Annotated in this window: 14 protein-coding genes; 5 read left to right on the top strand and 9 right to left on the bottom strand. The window is 71.0% G+C overall.

All coding sequences use genetic code 11. From position 1 onward, the window contains the following. The first annotated feature begins 60 nt into the window (after positions 1 to 60). From ispD to rlmD, 4 genes are read left to right on the top strand one after another with little or no spacing between them, the layout of a single operon-like run. Complete coding sequence (ispD, locus tag ACT80S_RS00660; RefSeq protein WP_377411433.1) at positions 61 to 762, top strand: 2-C-methyl-D-erythritol 4-phosphate cytidylyltransferase; 702 nt, start codon at positions 61 to 63, stop codon at positions 760 to 762. After that, positions 759 to 1,238: a 2-C-methyl-D-erythritol 2,4-cyclodiphosphate synthase gene (gene ispF / locus ACT80S_RS00655; RefSeq protein WP_377411431.1), complete on the top strand. Its 480-nt coding sequence runs from the start codon at positions 759 to 761 to the stop codon at positions 1,236 to 1,238. Before ispD ends, ispF begins: the two co-directional genes overlap by 4 nt. A gap of 8 nt (positions 1,239 to 1,246) precedes the next feature. Continuing rightward, positions 1,247 to 2,032: a 3'-5' exonuclease gene (locus tag ACT80S_RS00650; RefSeq protein WP_377411429.1), complete on the top strand. Its 786-nt coding sequence runs from the start codon at positions 1,247 to 1,249 to the stop codon at positions 2,030 to 2,032. A 13-nt stretch (positions 2,033 to 2,045) separates the two neighbouring features. Continuing rightward, on the top strand, positions 2,046 to 3,464 hold the full coding sequence (gene rlmD, locus ACT80S_RS00645) for a 23S rRNA (uracil(1939)-C(5))-methyltransferase RlmD (RefSeq protein WP_377411427.1): 1,419 nt from the start codon (positions 2,046 to 2,048) through the stop codon (positions 3,462 to 3,464). Between the two features lie 562 nt (positions 3,465 to 4,026). Here the strand turns inward: rlmD and ACT80S_RS00640 are convergent. Beyond that, positions 4,027 to 4,716, bottom strand: a complete 690-nt coding sequence (locus ACT80S_RS00640; protein ID WP_377411425.1) for a Bax inhibitor-1 family protein — start codon at positions 4,714 to 4,716, stop codon at positions 4,027 to 4,029. Positions 4,717 to 4,820: 104 nt separating this feature from the next. Between ACT80S_RS00640 and ACT80S_RS00635 the strand changes: the two genes are divergently transcribed. Further along, positions 4,821 to 5,228 (top strand): GlcG/HbpS family heme-binding protein, encoded by a 408-nt coding sequence (locus tag ACT80S_RS00635; RefSeq protein ID WP_377411424.1) that lies wholly within the window; start codon positions 4,821 to 4,823, stop codon positions 5,226 to 5,228. Positions 5,229 to 5,317: 89 nt separating this feature from the next. Here ACT80S_RS00635 and hemP read toward each other — a convergent pair whose 3' ends face one another. From hemP to ACT80S_RS00595, 8 genes are all read right to left on the bottom strand, one after another. Beyond that, a complete protein-coding gene (hemP, locus tag ACT80S_RS00630) occupies positions 5,318 to 5,518 on the bottom strand; it encodes a hemin uptake protein HemP (RefSeq protein ID WP_377411422.1) in 201 nt (66 codons plus the stop codon). Further along, positions 5,515 to 5,931: an ExbD/TolR family protein gene (locus ACT80S_RS00625; protein ID WP_377411420.1), complete on the bottom strand. Its 417-nt coding sequence runs from the start codon at positions 5,929 to 5,931 to the stop codon at positions 5,515 to 5,517. Before ACT80S_RS00625 ends, hemP begins: the two co-directional genes overlap by 4 nt. A gap of 1 nt (position 5,932) precedes the next feature. Continuing rightward, positions 5,933 to 6,649, bottom strand: coding sequence for a MotA/TolQ/ExbB proton channel family protein (locus ACT80S_RS00620; protein WP_377411418.1), 717 nt, complete (start codon positions 6,647 to 6,649; stop codon positions 5,933 to 5,935). A gap of 8 nt (positions 6,650 to 6,657) precedes the next feature. After that, on the bottom strand, positions 6,658 to 7,350 hold the full coding sequence (locus ACT80S_RS00615; RefSeq protein ID WP_377411416.1) for an energy transducer TonB: 693 nt from the start codon (positions 7,348 to 7,350) through the stop codon (positions 6,658 to 6,660). Between the two features lie 72 nt (positions 7,351 to 7,422). Continuing rightward, positions 7,423 to 7,668, bottom strand: coding sequence for a (2Fe-2S)-binding protein (locus ACT80S_RS00610; protein WP_377411414.1), 246 nt, complete (start codon positions 7,666 to 7,668; stop codon positions 7,423 to 7,425). Between the two features lie 66 nt (positions 7,669 to 7,734). Continuing rightward, positions 7,735 to 8,802, bottom strand: coding sequence for an alpha-hydroxy acid oxidase (locus tag ACT80S_RS00605; RefSeq protein ID WP_377411412.1), 1,068 nt, complete (start codon positions 8,800 to 8,802; stop codon positions 7,735 to 7,737). 27 nt (positions 8,803 to 8,829) lie between these two features. After that, entirely contained in the window at positions 8,830 to 9,522 is a 693-nt protein-coding gene (locus tag ACT80S_RS00600; RefSeq protein ID WP_377411410.1) for a Fe2+-dependent dioxygenase, read from the bottom strand. Positions 9,523 to 9,527: 5 nt separating this feature from the next. Next, complete coding sequence (locus ACT80S_RS00595) at positions 9,528 to 11,726, bottom strand: TonB-dependent receptor (protein WP_377411408.1); 2,199 nt, start codon at positions 11,724 to 11,726, stop codon at positions 9,528 to 9,530. Between the last annotated feature and the right edge of the window lie 64 nt (positions 11,727 to 11,790).

Raw genomic sequence — 11,790 nt, 5'->3', positions numbered from 1 at the left:
CCCGCGCCGGGCGGCGAGGGGTGTGCAGTGCGCCTGGATTTTAGAATGCGCGCTCATTCCATGACCGCTTCCCCACCCCCGCCCCGCGCCCCGCGCCTGCATGCCCTGGTCCCCTGCGCGGGCACGGGCAGCCGCGCCGGCACCGCGATTCCCAAGCAGTACCAGCCCGTGGCCGGCCGCCCGATGGTTCGCCACACGCTGGACGCCTTCGCCGCCGTGCCTCGCCTGGCCACGGTGCTGGTGGCGGTGGCCGCCGGCGACCGTACCCTGGCCGGCGTGCCCGGCATCACGCTGGCCGAGTGCGGCGGGCCGACCCGCGCCGCCACCGTGCTGGGCGGCCTGCGCGCGCTGCGCGAGGCCGGCGCGGCGGACGCGGACTGGGTGCTGGTGCACGACGCCGCGCGCTGCCTCGTCACCCCGGCCCTCATCGACCGCCTGATCGACGCCTGCCTCGACGACCCGGTGGGCGGCCTGCTGGCCCAGCCCCTGGCGGATACCCTCAAGCACGGCCCGGGCGGCCGCGTGCGGGCCACCGTGCCGCGCGAGGACCACTGGCTGGCCCAGACGCCGCAGATGTTCCGCCTGGGCGTGCTGGCCCGTGCCCTGGAGGCGGCCGGCGACGCGGTGACCGACGAAGCCAGCGCCGTCGAGGCCGCCGGCCTCCAGCCCCGGCTGGTGCCGGGCTCGTCCCGCAACTTCAAGGTGACCTGGCCGGAGGATTTCGCCCTGGCCGAGGCCCTGCTTACCCGGAACCCCTCATGAACATCCGCATCGGCGAAGGCTGGGACGTGCACGCCCTGGTCGAAGGCCGCCCCCTGATCCTCGGCGGCGTGCGCATCCCCCACGAGAAGGGCCTGCTGGGCCACTCGGATGCCGACGCCTTGCTGCACGCCATCACCGACGCCCTCCTGGGCGCGGCCGGCCTGGGCGACATCGGCCGCCACTTCCCCGACACCGACGCGCGCTTCAAGGGCGCCGATTCGGCCGTCCTCATCGCCGAGGCCTACCGGCGCGTGCAGGCCGAGGGCTGGAAGATCGTCAACCTGGACAGCACCATCGTCGCCCAGGCGCCGAAGCTGGCTCCGCACATCGAGGCGATCCGCGCCCGGATCGCCGAGGTCCTGGGGCTGTCGCCGCAACAAGTCAACGTGAAGGCCAAGACCGCCGAGAAGATGGGGCCGGTCGGCGAAGGCCGCTCCATCGAGGCGCGGGCCGTCGTCCTGCTCACCTCCGCCTAAGGAACCCCATGGCCTGGCCCGTCCTCGTCTTCGACATCGAATCCATTCCCGACATCGCCGGCCTGCGCCAGCTCGGCGACTACCCGCCGGACGCCACCGACGCCCAGGTCCACCAGGCCTGGGTGCAGGCCCGCGCCGAGAAGGGCCAGAACGACTTCATGCCGCTGCACCTGCAGCGCGTGCTGGTGATCAGCGCGGTGTACCGCGACGCCGCCGGCCTGAAGGTGCACTCCTTCGTCGACCGCGACGGCGAGAGCGAGGGCAAGGTGATCCAGGCCTTCTTCAACACCCTGGAGAAGAAGGTGCCGCAGCTCGTGAGCTGGAACGGCGGCGGCTTCGACCTGCCGGTGCTCAATTACCGCGGCCTGCGCCATGGCGTGGTGGCCTCCAAGTACTGGGACCAGGGCGAGGACGACCGCGAGTTCAAGTTCAACAACTACATCAACCGGTACCACAACCGGCACCTGGACCTGATGGACGTGCTCGCCATGTTCGGCGGGCGCGCCAACGCGCCGCTGGACGCCCTGGCCAAGCTGTGCGGCTTCCCCGGCAAGCTGGGCATGGACGGCTCGCTGGTGTACCAGGCCTACCAGGAGGGCAAGCTGGAGGACATCCGCCGCTACTGCGAGACGGACGTGATGAACACCTACCTGATGTACTGCCGCTTCCAGAAGATGCGCGCCGGCTTCACCGAGGCCGAGTACGACCAGGAGATCGCGATGATCAAGGAGACCCTGGCCGGCCTGGCGCCGCAGGAGTCGCACTGGCAGGAGTACCTGGCGGCCTGGGCCTGAGACAATCGGGCCCATGTCATCGGAGATTGAAAACAAGCCGGTCCGCCCCGCGGGCGTGCCGGAGGAAGCCCTGTACGTGGACGCCCTGGACATCGAGGCCCAGGGCGTGGCCCGCCGCGAGGACGGCAAGGTCGTCTTCATCGAGGGCGCGCTGCCCGGCGAATGGGTGGCGGCCAATGTGCACCGCAAGAAGAACAACTGGGAGGCGGCCTCGCTGAAGGCGGTGTACCGGGAGTCGTCGCAGCGCGTCACCCCCAAGTGCCCGCACTTCGGCCTGCATGCCGGCGCCTGCGGCGGCTGCAAGATGCAGCACCTGGACGCCGCCGCCCAGGTGGCGATCAAGCAGCGCGTGCTGGAGGACAACCTCTGGCACCTGGGCAAGGTCAAGGCCGAGTCCCTGCTGCGCCCGATCCAGGGGCCGTCCTGGGGCTACCGCTGGCGCGCCCGCTTCTCGGTGCGCCACGTGCGCAAGAAGGAGACGGTGCTGGTCGGCTTCCACGAGCGCAAGAGCCGCTACGTGGCGGACATCCAGGAATGCCATGTGGTGCCGAAGTACGTGAGCGACCTGCTGCTGCCGCTGCGCGGCCTCATCGGCAGCATGGACGCCATCGAGACCTGCCCGCAGATCGAGCTGGCCTGCGGCGTCGACGCCGCCGACCCCACGAAGCCGGTGATCGCCCTGGTGCTGCGCCACCTGGAGCCGCTGTCGGCAGGCGACCAGGCCAAGCTGCGCCAGTTTGCCGCCGAGCATGCCGGCGTGCAGTGGTGGCTGCAGCCCAAGGGCCCGGATACCGTGCACCTGATGGACCCGGGCCCGGAGCTGGCCTATGTGCTGCCGGAGTTCGGCATCACCATGCCGTTCAAGCCGACCGACTTCACCCAGGTGAATCCCTTCATCAACCAGGTGCTGGTGACCCGTGCGCTGGGCCTGCTGAAGGTGCAGCCGGGCGAGCGCGTGATCGACTGGTTCTGCGGCCTCGGCAATTTCACCCTGCCGCTGGCCACGCAGGCCGGGGAGGTGCTGGGCATCGAGGGCAGCGAGACCCTGGTGGCTCGTTCGCGGACCAACCTGGAGCGCAACCGCGCTCACGCGAGCGCACCGACGCAGTTCGTGGCGCGCAACCTGTTCGAGATGACGCCCTCGATGCTGGTGTCCGACGGGGTGGCGCAGAAGTGGCTGGTCGACCCGCCGCGCGAGGGCGCCTTCGCCCTGGCCAAGGCGCTGGCGGACATCCACCAGGACCCTGCCATCGCCCCGGGCTGGACGCCGCCCTCGCGCATCGTCTACGTCTCCTGCAACCCGGCCACGCTGGCGCGTGACGCCGGCCTGCTGGTGCACCAGGCGGGCTACCGCTGCACGGCGGCGGGGGTGGTGAACATGTTCCCGCACACGGCGCACGTGGAGTCGATCGCGGTGTTCGAGCGGGGCTGAGGGGCGGCCGAGGTCAGGTCTTGCATCGACGCGACGGTCCTTTTTCCGGTCGGATTGGCTCGTTGGTGCTTCCTGCTTTCCTCCGGCGAGGTGCGCGGCGCGGGGCCGGCGGGCAGGCTCCTCCCGGCGGCCTGGTGCACTCCCGTGCACGGGCCCACGGGTCCCTCCGCCCACCCGCCAGCCCCATGCCGCTCACGCTGCATCGCTGAGGGCTTCGCGCCGGAGAGATCACCTCCGTCTTCTGCGGGCGAGGTACTTCGGCGCGTATCGTTTCGAGCGCACGTCGGCGCGAGAAATGACCCATGTACTTTCCGGCGCGAAGCCCTCACGTGTTCGTGCGCGATGCGCGGGTGGGGGCGGCAGGCGGAGGGACCCGTGGGGCCGTGCGCGGGAGCGCACCAGCCCCCCGGGAGGAGCCTGCTGCCCCCGCCCGTGCAGCGCGCTTAGCCGGAGAAGCCAGCGGAGGCCGAGATAACCAGTCGCGTCGATGCAAGACCTGACCCCCGCTCCCCAAAAGAAAAAGGGGCCCGAAGGCCCCTGTCGTTCCTGCGGCTCGCCCGCGTCAGTCGCGCTCGCCGCCCAGCACGCCCAGCAGCGCCAGCAGGCTCTGGAAGACGTTGATGATGTCTAGGTACAGCGCCAGCGTGGCGGAGATGTAGTTGGTCTCGCCGCCGTCGATGATCTGCTTCAGGTCGTACAGCATGTAGGCGCTGAAGATGCCGATGCACATCACGCTGATCACCAGCATGCCGGTGGTGGAGCCCACGAAGACGTTGATGATGCCGCCGATCATGACCGCCAGGGCGCCCACGAACAGGAACTTGCCCATGCCGGAGAGGTCGCGCTTGATCACGCTCGCCAGGCTGGCCATCACCAGGAAGACGCCGGCGGTGCCGCCGAAGGCCGTCATCACCAGGCTGGCGCCGTTGGAAAAACCCAGCACCATGGCGATCAGGCGCGAGAGCATCAGGCCCATGAAGAAGGTGAACGCCAGCAGCACCGGCACGCCGGCCGCGGAGTTCTTGGTCTTCTCGATGGCGAAGATGAAGCCGAACGCGCCGGCCAGGAAGACCACCAGGCCGACCACGCCGCCCAGCATCTGGGTGATGCCCGTGGCCACGCCGACCCAGGCGCCCAGCACCGTGGGCACCAGGCTCAGCGCCAGCAGCCAGTAGGTGTTGCGAAGGACCTTGTTGCGATCCGCCGCCGGCAGCGCATAGCCGTAGGCAGTGGGTTGCAGTTGCTCGTTCATTGAGGAAGCTCCTTTCGTCGAGGTGCTGTTTGGATGGGGCGGATTCTAGGTTGGTTCCCCGTGTTTTCTCCGGGGGGCCGGGGAAACGCTATGCTTGCGCCCCTATGAAGACCACCCATTTCCTCGAACTGGCCGACGTCAAGGCCATCGCCGCCGCCGCCGAAGCCGAAGCCCTGAAGAACAACTGGGCCGTGACCATCGCCATCGTCGATGCCGGCGGCCACCTGCTGTGGCTGCAGCGCCTCGACGGCGCCCCGGCCATCTCCTCGCACATCGCCCCGTCCAAGGCCCACACGGCCGCCCTGGGCCGCCGCGAGAGCAAGGTGTACGAAGATGTGATCAATGGCGGCCGCACCTCCTTCCTGAGCGCGCCCACGGTCAGCGGCATGCTCGAGGGCGGCGTGCCCGTCATGAAGGACGGCCAGTGCATCGGCGCCGTCGGCGTGTCGGGCGTGAAGTCCACCGAGGACGCCCAGATCGCCAAGGCCGGCATCGCCGCCATCGGCCTGTAATCCTCCCTCACCCGAATGAAACAAGGGGGCCCTCGGGCCCCCTTGTCGTTGGTCGTTCGCCTGGCGGCGCCAGCGCCTCCAGGGCGCCGTCACTTGGTCAGGATCAGCTTGCCCAGGCGCGTGGCCTGCAGCCGGTAGACGACGCCGTTGTGGCTGATCTCCACCGCGCGGTGGCCCCGCAGCAGGTCATCGCTGGAGAAAAGGGGCGGGCGCTGCACCGCCGCCGCCTCCTGGCGCGCGGCCGGCACGGGCACGGCGTGCCGCGGGTCCTCGGCGGGTTCGGCCGTCATTGCAGCGGCTTGGGCTCGGTGATGAAGCCGATCTTGCGCAGGCCGGCCTGCTGCGCCGCCGCCATGGCCTGGGCCACGCGCTCGTAGCGCACCGCCTTGTCACCGCGAATGTGCAGCTCGGGCTGCGGCTCGCGCGCCGCCTCCTGCGCCAGCAGGCGGGGCAGGTCGGCGTCGTCCACCCGGGCCTGGTTCCAGTGGTAGCCGCCCTGCGCGTCCACCGACAGCTGGATGGTCTCGGGCTTGTCCTGCTGCCGCTGGTTGGAGGCCTGCGGCAGGTCGATGTTGACCGCGTGCTTCATCACCGGCACGGTGATGATGAAGATGATCAGCAGGACCAGCATGACGTCCACCAGGGGCGTCATGTTGATCTCGTTCATCACGTCGTCGGTGTCGTCCTGCGTGCCGAAGGCCATCTCAGTTGCCCTTCTTCATGGGAACCACGTTGGACGGCGCGCCGTTGCCGGACACGCGCGCGCCGGTGATGAAGTAGGCGTGCAGATCGTGGGCGAAGCGGTTCATCTTCAGGACCACTGCCTTGTTGCCACGCACCAGCGCGTTGTAGCCCAGCACCGCGGGGATGGCCACGGCCAGGCCCAGGGCGGTCATGATCAGCGCCTCGCCGATCGGGCCGGCCACCTTGTCGATCGAGGCCTGGCCCGCGGTGCCGATCGACAGCAGCGCGTGGTAGATGCCCCAGACCGTGCCGAACAGGCCCACGAAGGGCGCGGTCGAACCCACCGAGGCCAGCACCGCCAGGCCGGACTGCAGGCGGGCGGTGGCTTCGTCGATGGCGTTGCGCAGGCAGCGGGTGATCCAGTCGCTCACGTCCAGCGAGTCGTGCAACTGCGGCTGCGCGTGGTGGTGGACGGTGGCCTCGCGGCCGGCCAGGGCCAGCCCGCGGAAGGGGTTGCCGGGCTCGTTGCCCAGGGCCTCGAGCGCGCCGTTGAAATCAGGGGCGTGCCAGAAGGCTTCGGTGCGGCGGCCCTGGGCGCCGGCGCGGCGCAGGTCCAGCGCCTTGACGATCAGCACGATCCACGAGGACAGCGACATCACCAGCAACAGCACGGCGACCGCCTTGGTGACGAAATCTCCCTGGTTCCACAGGTGGGCGAGGCCGAATTGGGCTTCCATTGTCTTCTTTACTCCAGCACGAAATTGATCGGGACGTTGAACCACATCGCCTCGGCCACGCCGCCGCGCTTGCCGGGGACGTAGCGCCATTTGAGGACGGTGGCCAGGGCCGCCTGGTCCAGCCGCTCGAAGCCGCTGGACTGGCGCAGTTCCGCCTTCTGCGGCGTGCCGTCGGCGGCGATGAGGACGCGAACGATGACCTTGCCCTGCTCGCCCAGGCGCTTGCTCACCGGGGGGTAGGCGGGCTTGGGGTTCTGCAGGTAGTCGGCATCGCTCGAGGGCAGGTCGATGCGCGCGGGCGCGGGCGGCGCCGGCGTGGCCGGGCCGGTGGCCACCGCCGGCGCGGCAGGGGCGGCCGGGACCACCGGTGCGTTGGGGGCGGGGCTGGCCGACGGCGCCGCCGCCACCGGCAGGGGTGCGGGCTGCGGCACGGGTTGGGGCTGCGGCTTGTCCACCGCCGGGGCGGGGGCCGGGGTGCGCGGCGCCGGCTTGGGAGCGGGCGGCGGCGGGGCCGGCCGCGGCTGCGGCGCGGGCGAAAGCATCTCGGCGATGACCTCGGCGGGCACGAAGACCTCGGCCACGCGCCGCACCAGGCCGGTGTTGAGCGCCCACAGGGCAGCGACGTGGAAGGCCAGGACGCTGCCCACGATCAGGGCGTTGCGCCGGGAGCCGAACAGCGGGAAATCGGGCGAGGTGGACAAGTCGGGTACTGCAGGAAAGGTCGCGTCACGTACGCAGCGCCCACCAGGCGCCGGCGACGATCAGCACGAGGCTCAGGCCGAGGCCAGCGAGGAGAGCCATGCCGGCCGGTGCAGGACGACGGGGGCCGAGGGCGCCGCCATCGCGGCGTCGCTGCGGTTGCGGTTGCATTGTTCCACCAGTTCACGGGCGCAGCCCTCGCACTGGCCGCACTGCGTCGCCACACCCAGCTCCAGCTGGAGGTCGCTGAAATCCATGCCGGCATGGACATGCCGGGTGATCTCGCGGTCGGAGACTCGGTTGCAGACGCAGACGATCATGGCGGACCCCGCAGGGTGTCAGTGGAACTGGAGCTGATTATAAATGCGAATCGATCGCATTTGCAATCAGCATAGGAGGTCCGGCGTGATCTGGTCCGTCCGCTCGCAGCCGCACAGGGCCATGGCGACCTCGAATTCGTCGCGCAGCAGGCGCAGGACATGGGCCACCCCCAGGGCGCCGGCGTTGGCCAGTCCCCAGGCCACGGGGCGGCCGACCAGCACCGCGCGGGCGCCCAGGGCCAGGGCCTTGAGGACGTCGGTGCCGCGGCGGATGCCGCCGTCCACGAGCAGGGGCAGGGCGCCGCCGGCGGCCTCGGCCAGCGCGGGCAGCAGGCGGGCGGTGGCCGGCACCGTGTCGAGCGCCCGCCCGCCGTGGTTGGAGACGATGAGCGCATCCACCCCGTGGCGCAGCGCCTCGCGCGCGTCGTCGGGATGGACCAGGCCCTTGAGGACCACCGGCAGGCGGGTCTGCGCCCGCAGCCAGGCGATGTCGTCCCAGGTCGGGGCCTGCCGCAGCAGGTCGGCCAGGTCGGTGGCGGCCGGCGTGGCCGGCAGGTTCACCGCCAGCCCGGGAGGCACCTTGAAGCCGGCGCGCCATTGCGCGTCGCGCGGCGCCTGCACCGGCGCGTCGACCGTGACGACCAGCGCCTCGTAGCCGGCCGCCTCGGCGCGGCGCACCAGGTCGAGGGTGAGGCCGCGGTCGGCCTGCACGTACAGCTGGAACCACAGCGGGCCGCGGTCCGCGTCGCCGCGGACGGCGGCGGCGACGTCCTCCAGCCGCAGGCTGGCCTGGGTGCTGACCACCAGGCCGGCGCCCTGGGCGGCGGCGGCCTGCGCGGTGGCGAGTTCGCCGTCCGGGTGGGCCAGGCGCTGCAGCGCCAGGGGCGCGACCAGGACCGGGTGGGCCAGGGCGCGCCCGAGCAGGGTGGTGGCCGGCGTCAGGCCGGCCAGCGGTCGCAGCGCCCGCGGCAGCAGCCGCAGCGCCCGCCAGGCCTGCAGGTTCTCGGCCAGCGTGACCTCGTCGGCCGAGCCGCCATTGAAATAGGCCCAGGCCGCGGCATCGAGCACGCCGCGCGCATGGGCCTCGTGGTCGGCCAGGGTGTTCAGGCCGGGGGGCAGGGGGGACAGGCGCATGGACATTCCGGCTTCGTTCGCGGCGTCTCAGGTTTCGGACCACATCCGCAGGAGGTTGTGGTACGTGCCCGTCAGGGCGGTGGTTTCCGGCGTCTCGCCCTGCTGGCGGCGCAAGGACAGCAGCTGCATGTCCATCTCGTGCAGCAGCTGCCGCTGTTCGGCGCTGCGCACCAGGCTCTGCGCCCAGAAGAAGCACCCCAGGCGCTCGCCGCGGGTGACCGGGGTCACCTGGTGCAGCGTGGTGCCGGGGTAGAGGACCGCGTGGCCCGCGGGCAGCTTGACCCGCTGCTCGCCGGCACCGAAGGCGAAGGCCAGCTCACCGCCGTCGTACGCGGAGGGCTCGCTGAGGAACACCGTGCAGGAGACATCGGTGCGCACGTACAGCGGCTCGCCCTCGCGCACCGCCTTCAGGCGCAGCGCGTTGTCGACGTGCGCGCCGTAGGCGTTGGCGTCGCCGCGGTAGCGGTTCACGCGCGGGGTGAAGATCCGCAGGGGCAGGGCCGCGCTGAGGAACAGGGGCGAGGCCTCCACCGCCGCCAGCACCAGGGCGCGGACCGCGCGGGCGGCCTCGCAGTCGTGCGGCAGCTGGTGGTTGTTCTTCACCGTCCGGGCCTGCGGGCCGGCGCTTTCGCGGCCGTCCTCCCAGGGCGCATCGGCCAGCAGGCGGCGGGCCGTGGCGACCTGGTCCGGGGAGAGGAGGGCAGGCAGGACGGTGATCATGGCGCTCAGAACCTGAAGCTGGTCGTCACCTGCAGCAGGCGGCCGGCGCCCGGGATGTAATGGCCCGAGTACAGCTGGTCGGCATAGCGCTTGTTGGCCAGGTTGCTCAGGTTCGCCTTGACCGTGAGCTGGTCCTGCGTGACGACGTACTCGGCCATCAGGTCGGCGGTGATGAAGCTGGGGACGGTCCAGCCCGGGTTGCGGTTCGGCGTCTGCTCGCCGCGGAAGTTCAGGCCGCCGCCTGCGCGCAGCTTGGGCGTGAACTGGTAGGTGCTCCACAGCGTGCCGCTGTAGCGCGGCGTGAGCGAGGGGCGGCCGGTTTCACCGCCGGCGACCGCCGCGTCGATGGTGGCGATGGGCAGCCACATGTACGAGCCGAACACCTCCCACTTCGGGGTGATGCGGCCGCTGATGTCGACCTCGGCGCCGGCGACGTGGCGCTTGCCGGACAGGGTGGTCAGGTTGACCAGCGGGTCGGTGTTGCGCTCGTGCAGCTTGGTCGTGCGGAAGGCCGCCACGCGGGTGGTCCACTGCTTGCCGGGGGCGTCGAACTTGCCACCGACCTCGAAGTTGATCGACTGCTCGGGCGGGGTGTCCTGGTTGGCGGCGCTCAGCGAGTAGGCGTCGCCCGAGGTGTTGAACGAGGTGCCCAGCGAGACGTGGTACGACTGCAGCGCGTTCGGCTGGAACAGCGCGCCCAGGCGCTTGCTGAATTCCGAGACCTTCATGCGGTAGGGCGTGACCGTCTCGGGGCCGGCGGCGTTGGCGGGGATGGCGAACTGGCGGTACTTGCCCGAGAGGTGGTCCCAGCGCAGGCCGGCCACCACCTTCCAGTGCTCGGCCACCTGCACCATGTCCTGCACGTAGGCGCCGTAGCCGGTGGACTCGTAGTCGTTGTTGGTGCGCAGCACGCGGGTGGATTCGTCGATCGCGGCGCCGTCGTCGGGCGTGCCGAGCAGGGTGGTCGGCTTGGCGATCGTCACGCCGCCCTGGGCCGCGGCGCGCGCGGCGTGGACCGTCTTGCGCTCCAGCGCCAGGTCGACGCCGGCCAGCAGCTCGTGCTGCAGGCCCAGGGCCTGGAACTTGCCGCTGTAGTCGCTTTGCAGCTGCGTCACGTCCATCTCCTGGATCTTCAGCTGGGTGCTGCGGTTCAGGACGCTGGCGGCGGTCAGGTTGGACAGGTAGGTGCCGCCGGGCAGGCGGAGGGTGCTCGCGCGCAGGTCGCGGGTGAAGTGGCTCACGCGGGCCTGGGTGCGCAGCTCGCCGCCGCCGTCGAAGCGGTGCACATGGCCCAGGCTGGCGATGGCCGCGCCGCTGTGGTTGTAGTCGGTGGCCATGCCGTACCGGGCGGTCGGGTCGACCGGCAGCACGGTGGTCTGGGCCACGGTGGACGTGGCGCCCGGGCGGATCCACGGCATGCCGTAGTTCACCCCGTTGTTGTTGTTCAGGTAGTAGAGCGAGGCGAGGAATTCGTCGCGCTCGCCGATGCCGCGGCGGTAGGCGACGGCGGCGCCGTTCTTGTCGATGGCGCTGCCCGAGCCGTTGTTGTCGGCCCGGGTGGCCATCACGTTCACGCGCAGGGCGGCGTTCTCGCCGGTGACCCGGTTGAAGTCGCCGACCACGCGGTGGTGGCGGTGGCTGCCGATCGTGTAGTCGACCTGGTTCTCGTCCATCAGGCGCGGCAGCTTGGTGACCTGGTTGATCGCGCCGCCGGTGGAGCCGCGGCCGAAGAGCATGGAGGCGGAGCCGCGCAGCACCTCGAGGCGGTCCAGCGCGAAGGTGTCGCGGTCGTAGATGGCCGGGTCGCGCATGCCGTCGATGAACATGTCGCCCGCGCCCTGCACCGGGAAGCCGCGCAGGCGCACGTCCTCCTCGCCGCCCTCGGCTGCCATGAAGCTCACGCCGGCGGTGTTCCTCAGGGCGTCCTTCACCGTGTCGAGGTTGCGGTCGTCCATCAGGCGCTCGGTCACCACGGTGACCGATTGCGGGATGTCGCGCAGTTCCTGCGTGCCGCGGCCGATGCGCGACTGGGTGGCGCGCACCGAGTCCTTGCCTTCGGCGATCTCGGCCTTCTCCTTCACCTCGACGGTGGCCAGGGTGCGGGCGGGCGTGGTGGCGGGGGCGGACTGGGCGGCGGCGCCGGCGGACGCGGCCAGGAGGAGGGCGCCCAGCGGCAGGAGGGCGTGGTCGGACAGGGAATGCATGCAGCAGCCTCAGGTGGGTCCCCGGGGCCGGGGACGGTGGACGTTGGAGGCTGGCTGGGTGCGC

It is taken from the genome of Ramlibacter sp. MAHUQ-53, from assembly GCF_052600055.1.
Note: the sequence above shows the minus strand (reverse complement) of the source record. Positions and strands in the feature narration are given on the sequence as shown.